The following is a 19,241-nucleotide window of genomic DNA, read 5'->3' on the forward strand; positions in this document are numbered from 1 at the left end:
ATTAACGGATACCCGCTAAACTGATGGCAGAAATAAGCAGTGAACACTTAGAACAAGCGAATAATACGTCGAATAAGTGTACGCAGATAGATACAGAGAGCAGGCATGGCAATGCCACTACAACCCCTGAGATGCGTCGATTCATTCAAGAGTCCGTTCTTGGCGTCAGTCAACTCTCAAAAATATTAAATATCAGTGAGGCCACCGTCCGTAAGTGGCGCAAGCGCGACTCTGTCGAAAATACCCCTAATACGCCGCATCATCTAAATACCACGCTAACTCCGCTGCAGGAGTACGTTGTGGTTGGCTTGCGTTATCAGCTGAAGATGCCGCTCGATACCTTATTAAAAGCCACCCAAAGATTTATTAACCCTAATGTTTCACGCTCAGGGTTAGCACGCTGTTTAAAGCGTTATGGCGTATCACGGATCAGTGACATTACCAGCCCTAGCGTGCCGATGCGTTACTTTAACCAAATTCCAGTCACCCAAGGCAGCGATGTACAAACCTATACATTGCACTATAAAGCACTCGCTAAAACTTTAGCCTTGCCAAGCAACGACGGCGACAACGTGGTGCAGGTGGTATCACTGACCATTCCACCGAAATTAACCGAACAACAACCTAGCTCAATTCTGCTCGGCATCGATCCTCATAGCGATTGGATCTATCTCGACATCTATCAAGATGGTAATACCCAAGCCACCAACCGATACATGACCTATGTGCTTAAACATGGGCCATTCCATTTACGAAAGTTACTCGTTCGTAACTATCACAGCTTTTTACAACGCTTTCCTGGTGCGACGCCAAATCGCCACACCTCAAAAGATAAGCCTAAAACAAACAACAAGACGCCTGAGTTTCAGGCACCCAGTGGAGACTCATAATGAGCCAAACCTCTAAACCTACAAATTCAGCAACAGAGCAAGCACAAGACTCACAAGCTGATTCACGCCTAAATAAACGCCTTAAAGATATGCCAATCGCAATCGTTGGCATGGCGAGCATTTTTGCCAACTCGCGTTATTTGAATAAGTTTTGGGACTTAATCAGCGAGAAAATCGATGCGATTACCGAGTTGCCAGCAACTCACTGGCAGCCAGAAGAATACTATGATGCCAATAAAAGCACGCCAGATAAAAGCTACTGTAAGCGTGGCGGTTTCTTACCCGATGTTGACTTCAACCCAATGGAGTTTGGCCTACCGCCAAATATCTTAGAGCTTACCGACTCATCACAGTTGTTATCGCTTATCGTCGCCAAAGAAGTGTTAGCCGATGCTAACCTGCCTGAAGGATATGATAGAGATAAGATTGGTATTACTCTTGGCGTCGGCGGCGGCCAAAAAATCAGCCACAGCCTAACGGCTCGTCTACAATACCCTGTACTTAAAAAAGTGTTTGCTAACAGTGGTATTAGCGATACAGACAGCGAAATGCTGATCAAAAAATTCCAAGACCAATATGTACACTGGGAAGAGAACTCATTTCCTGGTTCACTAGGTAACGTGATTGCAGGCCGTATTGCTAACCGCTTTGACTTTGGCGGCATGAACTGTGTGGTCGATGCCGCATGTGCAGGCTCACTCGCCGCAATGCGTATGGCACTGAGCGAGCTCGTTGAAGGCCGTTCAGAGATGATGATCACCGGTGGCGTGTGTACCGACAACTCACCATCTATGTACATGAGCTTTTCAAAGACCCCAGCCTTTACCACTAACGAAACCATTCAGCCATTTGATATCGATTCAAAAGGCATGATGATTGGTGAAGGTATTGGCATGGTGGCGCTAAAACGCCTTGAAGATGCGGAGCGTGATGGCGACCGTATTTACTCAGTCATTAAAGGTGTGGGCTCATCATCTGATGGTAAGTTTAAATCTATCTACGCCCCTCGCCCTGAAGGCCAAGCTAAAGCACTAAACCGCGCTTACGATGACGCAGGTTTTGCGCCGCATACACTTGGGCTTATCGAAGCGCACGGCACAGGTACGGCAGCAGGCGACGCGGCAGAATTTGCCGGTCTTTGTTCAGTGTTTCGTGACGAAAATGACACCAAGCAACACATTGCGCTGGGCTCGGTAAAATCACAAATTGGTCATACTAAGTCGACGGCAGGTACTGCAGGCCTTATTAAAGCGGCACTGGCACTACACCACAAAGTATTACCGGCAACGATTAACGTCAGCCAACCAAGCCCTAAGCTGGATATTGAGAACTCGCCGTTTTACTTAAACACTGAAACCCGTCCGTGGTTACCGCGTACAGATGGCACGCCGCGCCGTGCCGGTATTAGCTCATTTGGTTTTGGTGGCACTAACTTCCACTTTGTACTTGAAGAGTACAATCAGGAACACAGCCGCATTGATAGCGAAAAAGCCAAGTATCGTCAACGCCAAGTGGCGCAAAGTTTCCTTGTCAGCGCAAGCGATAAAGCGACGTTGATTAACGAGCTAAACGCACTAGCAGCATCTGTAAACCAAGCGGAATTTATCCTCAAAGATGCAGCCGCAAACTACCCACTACGTGAGCTTGATAAAAAGGCGCCGCGTATTGGTTTAGTCGCCAATACCGCTGATGAATTAACAAGCTTAATTAAGCAAGCTGTTGCAAAACTATCTGCAAGTGATGATAACGCATGGCAACTGCCAGGTGGCACTAGCTACCGCGCAGCTGCAATCGACGGTAAAGTTGCCGCACTGTTTGCCGGCCAAGGTTCTCAGTACCTCAATATGGGCCGCGACCTTGCTTGTTATTACCCAGAAATGCGCCAGCAATTTGTAACGGCCGATAAAGTCTTTGCTGCCAATAACAAAACACCGTTATCGCAAACCTTATATCCAAAGCCTGTATTTAATAAAGATGATTTAAAAGCGCAAGAAGCCATTTTGACCAATACCGCCAATGCCCAAAGCGCGATTGGCGCGATTTCAATGGGCCAATATGATCTGTTTACTGCTGCAGGCTTTAATGCCGATATGGTGGCGGGTCACAGCTTTGGTGAGTTAAGTGCATTGTGCGCTGCCGGCGTTATTTCAGCAGATGATTACTACAAGCTCGCCTTTGCCCGTGGCGATGCCATGGCAACTAAAGCCGAAGCCAAAGATGGCGTTGAAGCCGACACTGGCGCCATGTTTGCAGTTATCCATAAAGCAGAGGACTTGAGCACACTAGAAAGCACTATCGCCAAGTTCGATGGCGTAAAAGTGGCTAACTATAACGCGCCAACGCAATCTGTGATTGCAGGCCCAACAGCGACTACTGCTGATGCGGCAAAAGCCTTAAGTGAGCTTGGTTACAAAGCAATTAATCTGCCAGTATCGGGTGCATTCCACACCGAGCTTGTGGGTCACGCGCAAGCCCCGTTTGCTAAAGCGATTGATGCAGCCAAGTTTACTAAAGCTAGCCGTGCGCTTTACTCAAATGCAACTGGCGCACTTTATGACAGCACTGCCGCAAAGATTAAAGCCTCGTTTAAGAAACATATGCTTCAATCAGTTCGCTTTACAAACCAGCTTGAATCCATGTATGACGCCGGCGCACGCGTATTTGTTGAGTTCGGCCCAAAGAACATCTTACAAAAGTTAGTTCAAGGCACCCTAGCTAATACCGACAGTGAAGTATGCACCATCTCTATCAACCCAAATCCTAAGGGTGATAGCGACGTACAACTTAAGCAAGCCGCAATGCAGCTTGCGGTTACAGGTGTTGTATTAAGCGAAATCGACCCATACCAAGCCGATATTGCAGCGCCAGCGAAAAAGTCACCAATGAGTATTTCGCTCAATGCTGCAAACCATATCAGCAAAGCGACTCGCGCCAAGATGGCTAAGTCTCTAGAGACAGGCATCGTCACTTCACAAATCGAACGTGTGGTTGAAGAGAAAGTGGTTGAAGTTGAGAAGCTAGTTGAAATCGAAAAAATTATAGAAAAAGTGGTTGAGGTTGAAAAGATTGTTGAGGTTGCAGCCCCAGTGGGTGCAATGCAAGCCAATGCAGTCCAAGCCCGTTCAGTTGTAGATCCAGTTATAGATTCCGGTATAGAGAGCCAATTTGTGTCTAAAAACAGTAAGCCAGCAGCTCATAGCATTAGCGGTGATGCATTAAGTAACTTCTTTGCCGCGCAGCAGCAAACCGCTCAGCTGCATCAGCAGTTCTTGGAGATCCCGCAGCAATACGGCGAGACTTTCACAACCTTGATGACAGAGCAGACTAAACTGGCAAGTTCAGGTGTTGCGATCCCTGAGAGCCTACAACGCTCTATGGAGCAGTTCCACCAGCTACAAGCGCAAACACTGCAAAGCCATACCCAATTCTTAGAAATGCAAGCGGGTAGCAATATTGCAGCATTGAACCTACTCAACGGCAACCAAGCAACTTATGCGCCAATCGCTGTTCAAAGCCAAGTTGTTGCTCAGCCAGCAATTGCAGCGCCAGTTAATACTGCGCCAGTGCAGCCAACTCGAACTCCACAAGCACAGTCAACACCTGTAGCAGCGCCAGTACAAACTGCCCCGGTGGTAAATGCACCAGCAGCACACGTTGTTCGCCAAGCTGCGCCTGTTCAAGCAGCTGTTGTACCAACGAATACAAGTCCTGCAGCAGCTATTAGCGCTGAAACAGCCTTGAGCGCTGCAAAAGTGCAGAGCACCATGCTTGAAGTGGTTAGCGATAAAACCGGTTACCCAACTGAAATGCTAGAGCTTGAAATGGATATGGAAGCCGATTTAGGCATCGATTCTATCAAGCGCGTTGAAATTTTAGGTACAGTACAAGACGAGCTACCGGGTTTGCCTGAGCTTAGCCCAGAAGATTTAGCTGAGTGTCGTACTCTTGGCGAAATCGTGGCTTATATGAACTCTAAGCTTTCTACAAGTGCAGCTGCACCAGCAGTATACGGTCTGAGCGCTGAAACAGCCTTGAGCGCACAGACAGCCCTGAGCGCGCAAAAAGTACAGAGCACCATGATGTCAGTGGTTGCCGACAAGACCGGTTACCCAACTGAAATGCTAGAGCTTGAAATGGATATGGAAGCCGATTTAGGCATCGATTCTATCAAGCGCGTTGAAATTTTAGGTACAGTACAAGACGAGCTACCGGGTTTGCCTGAGCTTAGCCCAGAAGATTTAGCCGAGTGTCGTACTCTTGGCGAAATCGTGGCTTATATGAATAGCAAGCTTTCATCAGTTCCAGTTACTACTGCTGCGACTGTTACGCTAGTGGCCACAGCAAACGGCCTTTCTGCCGACAAGGTACAGGCTACTATGATGTCAGTGGTTGCCGACAAGACCGGTTACCCAACTGAAATGCTTGAGCTTGAAATGGATATGGAAGCCGATCTTGGCATCGATTCTATCAAGCGCGTTGAAATTTTAGGTACAGTACAAGACGAGCTACCGGGTTTGCCTGAGCTTAATCCTGAAGATCTTGCTGAGTGTCGCACCCTTGGCGAAATCGTGGCGTACATGAATAGCAAGCTTTCATCAGTTCCAGTTACTACTGCTGCGACTGTTACGCTAGTGGCCACAGCAAACGGCCTTTCTGCCGACAAGGTACAGGCTACTATGATGTCAGTGGTTGCCGACAAGACTGGTTACCCAACTGAAATGCTTGAACTAAGCATGGATATGGAAGCCGATTTAGGTATCGATTCTATCAAGCGCGTTGAAATTCTTGGCACAGTACAAGACGAGCTACCGGGTCTGCCTGAGCTTAATCCTGAAGATTTAGCTGAGTGTCGCACCCTTGGTGAAATCGTTAGCTATATGAACTCTAAGCTATCTACAAGTGCAGCTGATGGCTCTGCTAATACAAGTGCAGCTGCACCAGCAGTAAACGGTCTGAGCGCTGAAACAGCCTTGAGCGCACAGACAGCCCTGAGCGCGCAAAAAGTACAGAGCACCATGATGTCAGTGGTTGCCGACAAGACTGGTTACCCAACTGAAATGCTTGAGCTAAGCATGGATATGGAAGCTGACTTAGGTATCGATTCTATCAAGCGCGTTGAAATTCTTGGCACAGTACAAGACGAGCTACCGGGTTTGCCTGAGCTTAATCCTGAAGATCTTGCTGAGTGTCGCACCCTTGGCGAAATCGTTAGCTATATGAACTCTAAGCTTTCTACAAGTGCAGCTGCACCAGCAGTAAACGGTCTGAGCGCTGAAACAGCCTTGAGCGCGCAAAAAGTACAGAGCACCATGATGTCAGTGGTTGCCGATAAAACCGGTTACCCAACTGAAATGCTTGAGCTAAGCATGGATATGGAAGCCGATTTAGGTATCGATTCAATCAAGCGCGTTGAAATTCTTGGCACAGTACAAGATGAGCTACCGGGTCTGCCTGAGCTTAATCCTGAAGATCTCGCTGAGTGTCGCACCCTTGGCGAAATCGTTAGCTATATGAACTCTAAGCTATCTACAAGTGCCGCTGATGGCTCTGCTAATACAAGTGCGGCTGAAGGCTCTGCTAAGCCAGCGCCATTGTCTGCAGAACCAAGAGTAGAACTTCCTCCTCATAGCGAGGTAGCGCTAAAAAAGCTTAACGCGGCGGACAAATTACCAAACTGTTTCGCCGCAGACACTACCGTTGTGATCAATGATGATGGTCACAACGCCGGAGTGTTAGCCGAGAAACTTAGCAAACAAGGGCTAAAAATTGCCGTTGTACGCCTAGCTGAAGGTCAGCCACAATCGCCGCTTTCAAGTGATGTTGCCAGCTTTGAACTAGCATCAAGCAAGGAGTCTGAGCTTGAAGCAAATATTGCTGCGGTTATCGCACAAATTGAAACTCAGGTTGGCACGATTGGCGGCTTTATCCACCTACAGCCTGAAGCCAACACTGCAGAGCAAACAGCAGTAAACTTGGATGCACAAAGCTTTACTCACGTAAGCAATGCATTTTTGTGGGCCAAACTGTTGCAACCAAAACTAGTTGCTGCATCAGACGCGCGCCGCTGTTTTGTTACCGTAAGCCGTATCGATGGTGGCTTTGGTTACTTAAATACTGATGCACTGAAAGACGCCGAGCTAAACCAAGCGGCACTAGCAGGCTTAACTAAAACATTGAGCCATGAATGGCCACAAGTTTTCTGTCGTGCGTTAGACATTGCAACAGATGTTGATGCAACTCACTTTGCTGATGCCATAGCTTGCGAGTTATTTGATGCTAACAGTCAACTAGCTGAAGTCGGGATTGCCACCAACGAGCAAGGCGATATTAGTCGTGTCACCCTCACTGCCGGTGAAGCGAGCAATAAAACCGCTAAAGCCGAACTCAATAGCTCAGATAAAATACTGGTGACCGGTGGCGCAAAAGGCGTAACCTTTGAATGTGCCCTAGCGCTAGCAAGTCGCAGCCAGTCTCACTTTATCTTAGCGGGCCGTAGTGAATTGCAAGCAGTGCCAAGCTGGGCTGAAGGCAAGCAAACGAGCGAGCTAAAATCAGCAGCGATTGCTCACATTATCGCTAGCGGTCAAAAGCCAACCCCAAAGCAGGTTGATGCGTTAGTTTGGCCAGTTCAAAGCAGCATTGAAATTAATACTGCATTAACAGCATTTGTAACCGTCGGCGCCTCAGCTGAATATGTCAGCATGGATGTCACCGATAGTGCAGCGATTACTGCCGCGCTAAAAGGTCGTTCATCTGAAATAACCGGCCTAATTCATGGCGCTGGTGTACTTGCTGATAAGCATATTCAAGACAAAACCTTAGCAGAACTTGCTCGCGTATACGGCACTAAGGTTAACGGCCTTAAAGCACTACTTGCCGCACTTGAGCCAAGCAAGATTAAGCTACTTGCTATGTTCTCATCAGCAGCAGGTTTTTACGGTAATACAGGCCAAAGCGATTACGCGATGTCGAACGACATTCTCAACAAGGCAGCGCTGCAGTTCACTGCTCGCAACCCACAAGCTAAAGTGATGAGCTTTAACTGGGGCCCTTGGGATGGCGGCATGGTTAACCCTGCGCTTAAGAAAATGTTTACTGACCGCGGCGTATACGTTATTCCATTAAAAGCGGGTGCAGAGCTATTTGCGACTCAGCTATTGGGAGAGACTGGCGTGCAATTGCTAATTGGTACGTCTATGCAAGGCACTGACGCTGCTTCAGAGGCTGCTTCTGTAAAAAAGCTTAATGCGGGTGAGGTGCAACTTGCACTGATCCCGCAGCGTCTTGCGACTAAGGGCCAGCGTGCTGATGCAGAAACAACACCTTTGCAAGCAGTAACCGTAACGCGAACATTAACCCCGAGTGCGATGGTCTTCATTGAAGATCACCGCATAGGCGGTAACAGTGTCCTGCCAACGGTATGTGCTATTGACTGGATGCGTGAAGCGGCGAGCGATATGCTTGGCGCTCAAGTAAAAGTGATAGATTACAAACTGCTAAAAGGCATTGTATTTGAAACTGATGCAGCTCAAGAGTTAACGCTTGAGCTAACGCCCACAGGCGATGATTCGACACTGAATGCGTTGATCAGCAGTAATGGCCGCCCACAATATCAAGCAACGCTTGTAGGTAACATTACAACTGAGCACGTGACCAAGCCGTTTAACTTAAGTGCAGCTAAGGTGATCACCACAGCGAAAGAGCTTTATAGTAACGGCACCTTGTTCCATGGGCCGCGTCTACAAGGTATCGAATCGGTTGTCCGTTTCGATGACCACGGCTTAGTCGCGAGCGTTGCTTTACCATTGGTTGAGCTTAGCGATTGTGGCGAGTTTACGCCGCAATCTCATGTGGGTGGTAGCCAACCTTTTGCTGAAGATTTGCTGCTACAAGCCATGTTGGTTTGGGCCAGACTTAAAACCGGCGCTGCGAGTTTACCTTCAGCCATTGGTGAATTTGTGTCTTACCAACCTTTAGCATTTGGCGACGCAGGTGTTATTGAGCTTGAAGTGGTTAAATACAACAAGCGCTCACTTGAAGCTAACGTGGCGTTATACCATGCTAATGGCGAGTTAAGTGCCATGTTTAAGTCGGCTAAAATCACCATAAGCAAAAGCTTAAACGCGGCATTTTCGCCTAACGTTTTGGCAACTGACAGTGAGGCGAAATAGTGGAACAAACGCCTAAAGCAAGTGCGATGCCGCTACGCATCGCGCTGATTTTGCTGCCTGCGCCACAACTCGATGCAATAACCGCAGCGGCTGAAATCGTCAATATTGTTATCGACAGCGGCAGTGACTGCAGTCAACAGTCGGCTAGCTTTGAGTCGCAGCTTAATGCTGCGACCAACGCTATCAATGCCGGCAATATTGTAAAGCTTGAAAGTGCGACCCATGCATTACTGATGCTACCTGCACTTAAAGCGGCGCAGCTGCGCATTCATCCCCATGCGCAGCTAGCTGCAATGCAGCAAAGTAGCCAAACCTATGATGCGACTCAATCAAATACTCAGGCATTAACACCGTCATTAGCACTGGCATTAGCTCAGGCCAAACGTACATTGAGTGATATCAGCGCTAATCGAAGCTATCACAACCTCAATAGTGAGCAGCAGTTTGCCAAGGTGTGCAACTTAGTTGAGCAACTTGCTAGCCGAACCCATTGCCGATTAACCGCCGACAGCAATATTGAACTTGGCCCTAAACAAGCTAAAAGTCATTACTGGTTTACTGAATTTCATCAAAACCGAGTGGCGGCGATAAATTTCAGTAATCAAAGTGAAACCACCAGCTACTTAATCAGCCAAGGCAGTGGTTTTATTGCGCCTAAGTCGCTACTCAATAGCCAGCGTTTACTGTTTATTTTAAGCGGCAACAGCCAAAGCGATATCGCTTTGGCACTGGCAGATTTACAGCAGCAACTCACAACACTCAGCGCTAATGAACCAGCCTTATTAGCCTTGATGCAGCAGAACCTACTCGCTGCAAACCATTTAGCTACAAATCTAGTCGCGCCCGCTTATCGCGCGGTGCTTCAAGCCAGTTCGGTTGCCAATCTAAAGCTTGAGTTAAACGCACTAACTGATGCTTTAGCTGCGCTGTTTGAGCAAAACAATACTGAGTCACTCAAGCAATACAAAACCCCGGCAGGCAGTTACTTTTGCACGACCCCACTTGGTGGTAACCAACACGCAGGCTTAGCGTTTGTCTACCCAGGTGTTGGCACCGTTTACGCCGATATGCTTAATGAGTTGCATCAGTATTTTCCAGCGCTTTACGCCAAACTTGAGCGTGAAGGCGATTTAAAATCGATGCTACAAGCCGAGCATATTTACCATGTCGACCCTAAGCATGCCGCAGGTATGAGCTTAGGTGACTTGGCTATTGCAGGTGTGGGTTCAAGCTACCTGTTAACCCAATTACTGACTGATGAGTTTAACATTAGTCCTAATTTTGCATTAGGTTACTCAATGGGTGAAGCCTCGATGTGGGCCAGTCTTGGGGTATGGCAAAATCCTCATGATTTAATCCGTAAAACCCAAACCGATCCATTATTCACCAGTGCTATTTCAGGCAAGTTAACCGCGGTAAGACGCGCTTGGCAGCTTAATAACCATGATGCCGACATTATATGGAATAGCTTTGTCGTTAGAAGTGAAGCGGCGCCAATTCAGGCCTTACTTGGCGATTATCCACACGCCTACCTTGCGATTATTCAAGGCGATACCTGCGTGATTGCTGGCTGTGAGCAGCAATGCCGCGCGCTACTAACGGCATTAGGTAAACGTGGCATCGCCGCTAATCGCGTTACGGCAATGCATACTGAGCCTGCAATGGAAGAACATCACAATGTGATAGATTTTTACCAGCAGCCGCTAAAACAATCGTTGCCGACTGATATTCAATTTATTAGCGCCGCCGATCTAACCACTAAGCAAACAGTGAGTCAGCAAGCACTTAGCAGCCAAGTCGTTGCCCAGTCTATTGCCGACACCTTCTGCCAAACCTTGGACTTTACCGCGCTCGTTCATCACGCACAAAACCAAGGTGCCAAGCTATTTGTTGAAATCGGTGCCGACAGACAAAATTGCACCTTGATTGATAAAATTGCCAAACAAGATGGTGCCAGCACCAGCGCACAACACCTGCCTTGCTGCACTGTACCGATAAACGCCAAAGGCAGCTCGGATATCACTAGCTTACTAAAAGCGCTCGGACAGTTAATCAGCCACAAGGTGCCGCTGTCACTGCATCCCTTTATCGACGGACTCGAACGCGAGATAACGCTTTGCCAATTAACTGCGGTTAAGGCAAAAATGCACACTCCAATTGCGTCTACCGAACACCCTATACTGAGAGAGGAAGTCTAATGTCGTTAACAGGCAACACTTCTACGCAATTATCGGCTCAAGACGTCAAGTCTAGTAAGCAAAGTAAAATTGCGATTGTCGGCCTAGCCACGCTTTATCCTGACGCTAAAAGCCCGCAGGAGTTCTGGCAAAACCTGCTCGATAGACGTGACTCACGCAGCACCTTAAGCAATGAAAAGTTAGGCGCTAACAGTAGCGACTATCAAGGTGTACAAGGTCAGTCAGATCGCTTTTATTGTAATCAAGGCGGCTACATTGAAAACTTTCAATTTAACGCCGCAGGCTACAAGCTGTCAGAGCAGAGCTTAAACGGCTTAGATCAGAGTTTTTTATGGGCGTTAGACACTAGCCGCAACGCGCTAATTGACGCAGGTATTGATATCAATGCCTGCGATTTAAGCCGCGCAGGTGTTGTTATGGGCGCATTGTCGTTCCCAACAACCCGCTCAAACGATCTGTTTTTGCCGATTTATCACAGCGCAGTTGAAAAGGCCCTACAAGATAAGCTTGGTGCAAAGGCATTTAAGCTCAGCCCAACCAATGCTCATACCGCTCGCGGGTCAAACGAAGCTAGCCTTAATGCCGCTAACGGCGCAATTGCTCACAACAGTTCTAAAATTGTTGCCGATGCACTAGGCCTTGGCGGCGCACAGTTAAGCCTTGATGCAGCCTGTGCCAGTTCAGTGTACTCATTAAAACTTGCCTGTGATTACTTAAGCACTGGCAAAGCCGATATCATGCTTGCTGGCGCGGTATCAGGTGCGGATCCTTTCTTTATCAATATGGGATTCTCGATTTTCCACGCTTATCCTGATCACGGCATTTCAGTACCGTTTGATGGCAGCAGCAAAGGTTTGTTTGCTGGCGAAGGCGCTGGCGTTTTAGTGCTTAAACGCCTTGAAGATGCAGAGCGTGATAACGACAAAATCTATGCAGTTGTTAGTGGCGTCGGTCTATCAAATGACGGTAAAGGCCAATTTGTATTAAGCCCAAACCCAAAAGGTCAGGTAAAAGCTTTTGAGCGTGCTTACGCTGCCAGTGACATTGAGCCAAAAGACATTGAAGTTATCGAATGTCACGCCACCGGCACGCCGCTGGGTGACAAAATCGAGCTAACCTCAATGGAAACCTTCTTTGAAGACAAGCTGCAAGGTACTGATGCACCGTTAATTGGTTCAGCCAAGTCTAACTTAGGCCACCTATTAACAGCGGCAGGCATGCCGGGGATCATGAAGATGATTTTCGCCATGAAAGAAGGCTTTTTACCACCAAGCATTAATATTAGTGATGCTATCGCCTCACCAAGAAAACTGTTTGGCAAAGCGACTCTGCCTAGCATGGTACAAGGCTGGCCTGATAAACCATCGAATAATCATTATGGCGTTAAAACTCGTCACGCTGGGGTATCTGTGTTTGGCTTTGGTGGTTGTAATGCTCACCTGTTATTAGAGTCGTACAACGGCAAAGGCACCGCGGTTACACAAGCAAAGCAAGCCACTCAAGTCGCTCGTCAAGCAGAGCCGCTAAAAGTGGTTGGCCTTGCCTCTCACTTTGGTCCGCTGAGCAGTATCAATGCGTTAAACAACGCAGTGATTCAAGACGGTAATGGCTTTATCGAGCTACCTAAAAAACGCTGGAAAGGCCTTGAGAAGCACAATGAACTTTTAGCAGAGTTTGGCTTAGCATCTGCGCCTAAAGGCGCTTATATCGACAAGTTCGAGCTCGACTTTTTACGCTTTAAGCTGCCACCTAATGAAGATGACCGTTTGATCTCACAGCAGCTTATGCTGATGCGAGTCACTGACGAAGCCATTCGTGACGCCAAACTTGAGCCGGGGCAGAAAGTTGCCGTACTCGTGGCGATGGAAACCGAGCTTGAACTGCATCAGTTCCGTGGCCGAGTAAACCTACATACCCAGCTACAACAAAGCCTTGCAGCAATGGGCGTGAACTTATCTGATGACGAGTATCAAGCACTTGAAGCCATTGCCATGGATAGCGTCCTTGATGCTGCCAAGCTGAATCAGTACACCAGCTTTATTGGTAATATTATGGCGTCACGAGTGGCGTCATTATGGGACTTTAATGGCCCTGCCTTTACCATTTCAGCAGCCGAGCAATCGGTGAGTCGCTGTATCGATGTGGCGCAAAACCTCATCATGGAAGACAACTTAGATGCGGTAGTGATTGCCGCGGTTGATCTTTCGGGTAGCTTTGAGCAGATCATCCTCAAAAATGCTATTGCACCGGTAGCGCTTGAGCCTAAGCTCAATCCAACGACTACAACATGGAATGTGGGTGAAGGTGCAGGCGCAGTCGTATTAGTCAAAGATCAAACCACATCTGGCAGCTCTTATGGCCAAATTGATGCGCTTGGATTTGCTAAAACCGCCGAGACGGCTTTGGCCACCGACAAGCTACTTAGCCAAACTGCTACCGACTTTAATGCGATTAAAGTGATTGAAACCATGGCCGCGCCAGCGAGCCAAATTCAATTAGCGCCAATGGCGGGCACTCAAGTTACCCACACAGCTGCAGCGCAGCGCATTGGTCACTGCTTTGCTGCTGCTGGTATGGCAAGCCTATTACATGGCTTACTAAATCTAAATAAACAAGTTGCGGTTCAAACAAATGGGGTTAATTGCGCGCTAATAAACAATATTAGTGAAAACCAGTTATCACAGCTGTTGATTAGCCAAACCGCTAGCGAACAACAGGCGTTAACAGCGCGTTTAAGCAGTGAGCTTAAATCTGATGCGAAACACCAACTGGTGAAGCAAGTCACCTTAGGTGGCCGTGATATCTATCAGCATATTGTCGATACGCCGCTTGCAAACCTTGAGACGATTACTCAGAAATTGGCACAGGCGACAGCATCGACTGTGGTAAACCCAATTAAGCCTATCAAGGCCACTGATTCAGCAGAAGCGGCTAACACCGTAGAGGCTAACTCATTAGAAACAGCTGGCTCAGTAGAGTCACAAATAACAATTGCAGCAAACAGCACTGTAAATACAGTAGCAAACATTGGCGTAACCGCTCTGGCACCCAAACGTGAATTAGGTACCCCACCAATGACAACAAATACAATCACTCATACAACAAACAATACAGACAAGACTCTCGATACTGTTACTGGCGATATTGCCGCTGGCGACCTAGCTAATTTTCAACAGAACCAACAATTGGCTCAACAAGCTCACCTCGCCTTCCTAGAAAGCCGCAGTGCGGGTATGAAAGTCGCTGATGCTCTGCTGAAACAGCAACTGGCTCAAGTAACGGGTCATACAATCGAGAGCGTGGCCGTTGCCGCAAGCTCACCTGCCCAAGATCTAACACCAGTCCTAACACCCGTTCTAACACAAGCTGCGCCAGTGCAAAACAGCGTCGTAGAACTCAAGCCAGATCACGCTAACGTGCTGCCATACACACCACCAGTGCCAGCATTAAAGCCGTGTATTTGGAACTATGCCGATTTAGTTGAATACGCTGAAGGTGATATCGCCAACGTATTTGGTAATGACTACGCCATTATTGACGGTTATTCACGTCGCGTACGTCTGCCAACCACCGATTATCTATTGGTGTCACGCGTGACTAAGCTTGATGCGAGCATCAATCAATATAAACCTTGCTCTATGACCACTGAATACGACATTCCTGTTGATGCGCCGTATCTTGTCGACGGCCAAATTCCTTGGGCGGTTGCGGTTGAATCGGGCCAATGTGATTTAATGCTGATCAGCTACCTCGGCATCGATTTTGAAAACAAAGGCGAACGTGTTTATCGTTTACTTGATTGCACCCTTACCTTCTTAGGCGACTTGCCTCGCGGCGGTGACACCCTGCGTTATGACATTAAGATTAATAACTATGCCCGCAACGGCGAAACATTATTATTCTTCTTCTCATACGAGTGTTTTGTTGGCGACAAGATGGTGCTTAAAATGGATGGCGGCTGCGCTGGCTTCTTTACCGATGAAGAGCTGGCCGACGGCAAAGGGGTTATCCGCACTGAAGATGAGATTAAAGCGCGTAGCCTTGTGCAAAAGCAGCAATTCAATCCGCTACTTGATTGCCCGAAAACGCAATTTAGCTATGGCGACATCCATAAGTTGCTCAGCGCTGATATTGCAGGCTGTTTTGGCCCTAGCCATCAAGGTAACGTGCAGCCATCACTGTGTTTTGCTTCTGAAAAATTCCTGATGATTGAACAGGTCAGCAAGGTTGATCGCACTGGCGGTACTTGGGGTCTTGGCTTAATTGAAGGTCATAAGCAACTTGAAGCCGATCACTGGTATTTCCCGTGTCACTTTAAGGGCGACCAAGTCATGGCAGGCTCACTAATGGCTGAAGGTTGTGGTCAGTTACTGCAGTTCTACATGTTGCACCTTGGCATGCACACTCAAACTCAAAATGGCCGTTTCCAGCCACTTGAAAACGCCTCACAGCAAGTGCGCTGTCGCGGCCAAGTTCTGCCACAATCAGGTGTGCTAACTTACCGTATGGAAGTGACTGAAATCGGTTTCAGCCCGCGCCCTTACGCTAAAGCCAATATTGATATTTTACTTAACGGTAAAGCCGTGGTTGATTTCCAAAACCTAGGCGTGATGATCCGCGAGGAAGATGAGTGTACTCGTTACCCAACTCTTGCTAACGTCACTGCTATTGAAAACACTCAAGCGCCTGCGGCGTCTTTTGGTAAAGAGCCTTCAGCGTCTCTTAACAAAAAGGTATACCAGCCAGCATCAGTCAATGCACCGTTAATGGCGCAAATCCCTGATCTGAGCAAAGAGCCAAACAAGGGCGTTATTCCAATATCACACGTTGAAGCGCCTATTACCCCTGATTACCCGAATCGTGTGCCAGATACCGTGCCATTTACGCCGTATCACATGTTTGAGTTTGCCACCGGTAATATCGAGAACTGCTTCGGCCCAGAGTTTTCAATCTATCGCGGCATGATCCCGCCACGCACGCCATGTGGTGACTTGCAAGTGACCACCCGTGTAATTGAAGTTAACGGCAAGCGCGGCGAATTTAAAAAACCATCATCGTGTATCGCAGAGTATGAAGTGCCCGCTGACGCGTGGTATTTTGACAAAAATAACCATGGCGCAGTCATGCCATACTCGATTTTGATGGAAATCTCTTTGCAGCCTAACGGTTTTATTTCAGGCTATATGGGCACAACCCTAGGGTTCCCAGGGCTTGAGCTATTCTTCCGTAACTTAGATGGTAGCGGCGAGTTACTGCGCGATGTTGACCTTCGCGGTAAGACTATACGCAACGACTCGCGTTTGTTATCGACCGTCATGGCAGGCACCAACATTATTCAAAGCTTTAGCTTCGAGCTAAGCGTTGATAATGAGCCTTTCTATCGCGGCAACGCTGTATTTGGTTACTTCAAAGGTGATGCGCTTAAAGATCAGCTTGGTCTAGATAATGGTAAAGTCACTCAGCCTTGGCATGTGGCTAATGGCGTGGCGGCAACCACTAAGGTCAACCTGCTTGATAAGAGTGGTCGTCACTTTAACGCTCCAGCAAACCAGCCACATTATCGCCTAGCGGGCGGCCAACTTAACTTTATCGACAGTGTCGAAATTGTTGATAATGGCGGCACTGAAGGCCTAGGTTACTTGTATGCTGAGCGCACCATTGACCCAAGTGACTGGTTCTTCCAATTCCACTTCCACCAAGATCCGGTTATGCCAGGATCCTTAGGTGTTGAAGCGATTATTGAAACCATGCAAACTTATGCCATCAGTAAAGATTTAGGTGCTGGCTTTAGCAATCCTAAATTTGGCCAAATCTTATCGAACATCAAGTGGAAGTACCGCGGTCAGATCAACCCGCTGAACAAGCAGATGTCGATGGATGTGAACATTACCTCAGTTAAAGATGAAGATGGTAAGAAGGTGATCACCGGTAATGCCAGCCTAAGTAAAGATGGGTTGCGTATTTACGAAGTGTTTGATATTGCCATCTGCATCGAAGAAGCCTAAAAGCTTCGCTTTTTGGCTGAAGTTAATGGTCAAAGAGGCGAGCTCTTTAGCCATTAAAAGCGCTAAGAATTAGAAAATATTAAATTAGAGCTAAAAGCTCAAAAATAAATTTAAGAGTCTACAAAAATGAATCCTACTACAACAAGTGAAATGCTGTCGCCGTGGCCATGGGCTGTTAGTGAGTCAAATATTAGCTTTGATGTGCAAGTGATGGAGCAACAGCTTAAAGATTTTAGCCGTGGCTGTTACGTGGTAAACCACAGCGAACATGGCTTTGGTATCGCCCAATCAGCCAACATCGTCACCGAGCAAGCTGCCAACAGTACTGACTTACCTGTTAGTGCCTTTACACCCGCTCTTGGCACTGAAAGCCTAGGTGACAGTAATTTTCGCCGCGTTCATGGCGTTAAGTACGCCTATTATGCTGGCGCGATGGCCAATGGCATTTCATCTGAAGAGCTGGTTATTGCACTCGGTCAAGCCGGTATTTTGTGCTCATTTGGCGCCGCAGGTCTTATTCCAAGCCGCGTAGAAGCCGCAATTACTCGCATTCAAGCGGCGCTACCTAATGGCCCGTACATGTTTAACCTTATCCATAGCCCAAGTGAGCCAGCGTTAGAGCGTGGCAGCGTTGAGCTATTTTTAAAGCATAAGGTTCGCACTGTTGAAGCATCGGCTTTCTTAGGCTTAACGCCGCAAATTGTGTATTACCGCGCCGCAGGTTTAAGCCGCGATGCACAAGGCAATATTGTGATTGCCAACAAGGTTATCGCTAAAGTTAGCCGCACCGAAGTGGCTGAAAAATTCATGATGCCCGCGCCCGTTAAAATGCTGCAAAAGCTGGTAGATGAAGGCGCGATTACCGCCGAGCAAATGGATCTGGCGCTTCTGGTACCAATGGCGGATGACATTACCGCTGAAGCTGATTCTGGCGGCCATACCGACAACCGCCCATTAGTGACCTTACTGCCGACTATTTTGGCTCTCAAAGAAGAAATTCAAGCCAAGCAGCAATACGAAACACCAATCCGTGTTGGTTGCGGCGGCGGTGTGGGCACGCCTGATGCAGCGCTGGCGACATTCAATATGGGCGCCGCTTATATTGTTACTGGCTCTATCAACCAAGCCTGCGTTGAAGCGGGCGCCAGTGAGCATACGCGTAAGCTACTTGCTACAACTGAAATGGCCGATGTGACGATGGCACCAGCAGCCGATATGTTTGAGATGGGCGTAAAGCTACAAGTGGTTAAGCGTGGAACGTTATTTCCGATGCGTGCTAACAAACTTTACGAGCTTTACACTCGCTATGACTCAATTGAGGCCATTCCAAGTGATGAGCGTGAAAAGCTTGAAAAACAAGTATTTCGCTCAAGCCTTGATGAAATTTGGGCCGGCACTGTAGCACATTTTAATGAACGCGACCCAAAACAGATTGAACGTGCGACAGGTAACCCAAAGCGTAAAATGGCGCTAATTTTCCGCTGGTACCTTGGTCTTTCAAGCCGCTGGTCAAACTCTGGTGAAGTCGGCCGCGAAATGGACTATCAAATTTGGGCAGGTCCTGCACTTGGCGCCTTTAACCAGTGGGCTAAAGGCAGTTACTTAGATAACTACCAAGACCGTAACGCTGTCGATTTGGCTAAGCACTTAATGTATGGCGCTGCGTATCTTAATCGCGTCAATTCATTAACCGCGCAAGGGGTTAAAGTTCCGGCGCAACTACTGCGCTGGAAGCCAACGCAAAGAATGGCATAAAGCCCGTTACACAAACTAACTAAAAGCCACTAATCCCCATTAGTGGCTTTTTGTTTCTTCTTTGTCATTTTTTTATCAGAACAACTGCCATATCACGACAAACGCTACCCCCCAATGCATACGGTCTAAACACAATATTATTAATCACCAAGTAAGCAGACCTCTTATAAATAATTGGCTCCTCACCAATTAATGAGCTTTACTGAAATAATGCTCTGTTTT

General features: G+C 47.7%; 5 protein-coding genes. All 5 read left to right on the forward strand.

What is annotated here, in order from left to right:
• Nucleotides 1-23 precede the first annotated feature (23 nt).
• The 5 genes from ACVBIL_RS08565 to pfaD all read left to right on the forward strand — a co-directional run bounded on the left by ACVBIL_RS08565 (nucleotide 24) and on the right by pfaD (nucleotide 19,019).
• Nucleotides 24-890, forward strand: a complete 867-nt coding sequence (locus ACVBIL_RS08565; protein ID WP_447166558.1) for a transcriptional regulator — start codon at nucleotides 24-26, stop codon at nucleotides 888-890.
• Entirely contained in the window at nucleotides 890-9,061 is an 8,172-nt protein-coding gene (gene pfaA / locus ACVBIL_RS08570) for an eicosapentaenoate synthase subunit PfaA (protein ID WP_447166559.1), read from the forward strand. Before ACVBIL_RS08565 ends, pfaA begins: the two co-directional genes overlap by 1 nt.
• On the forward strand, nucleotides 9,061-11,259 hold the full coding sequence (locus ACVBIL_RS08575; RefSeq protein ID WP_447166560.1) for a PfaB family protein: 2,199 nt from the start codon (nucleotides 9,061-9,063) through the stop codon (nucleotides 11,257-11,259). The genes pfaA and ACVBIL_RS08575 overlap by 1 nt, the downstream gene beginning before the upstream one ends.
• Nucleotides 11,259-17,264: an eicosapentaenoate synthase subunit PfaC gene (gene pfaC, locus ACVBIL_RS08580; protein ID WP_447166561.1), complete on the forward strand. Its 6,006-nt coding sequence runs from the start codon at nucleotides 11,259-11,261 to the stop codon at nucleotides 17,262-17,264. Before ACVBIL_RS08575 ends, pfaC begins: the two co-directional genes overlap by 1 nt.
• Before the next feature lie 126 nt (nucleotides 17,265-17,390).
• Nucleotides 17,391-19,019 (forward strand): eicosapentaenoate synthase subunit PfaD, encoded by a 1,629-nt coding sequence (pfaD, locus tag ACVBIL_RS08585; RefSeq protein ID WP_447166562.1) that lies wholly within the window; start codon nucleotides 17,391-17,393, stop codon nucleotides 19,017-19,019.
• Nucleotides 19,020-19,241 lie beyond the last annotated feature (222 nt).

Source organism: Shewanella sp. 125m-7 (genome assembly GCF_052977045.1).

Coding starts and splice junctions, on each gene's coding strand:
- pfaD (WP_447166562.1), top strand. CDS start 17,391: ATGAATCCTACTACAACAAGTGAAATGCTGTCGCCGTGGCCATGGGCT.
- pfaA (WP_447166559.1), top strand. CDS start 890: ATGAGCCAAACCTCTAAACCTACAAATTCAGCAACAGAGCAAGCACAA.
- pfaC (WP_447166561.1), top strand. CDS start 11,259: ATGTCGTTAACAGGCAACACTTCTACGCAATTATCGGCTCAAGACGTC.
- ACVBIL_RS08565 (WP_447166558.1), top strand. CDS start 24: ATGGCAGAAATAAGCAGTGAACACTTAGAACAAGCGAATAATACGTCG.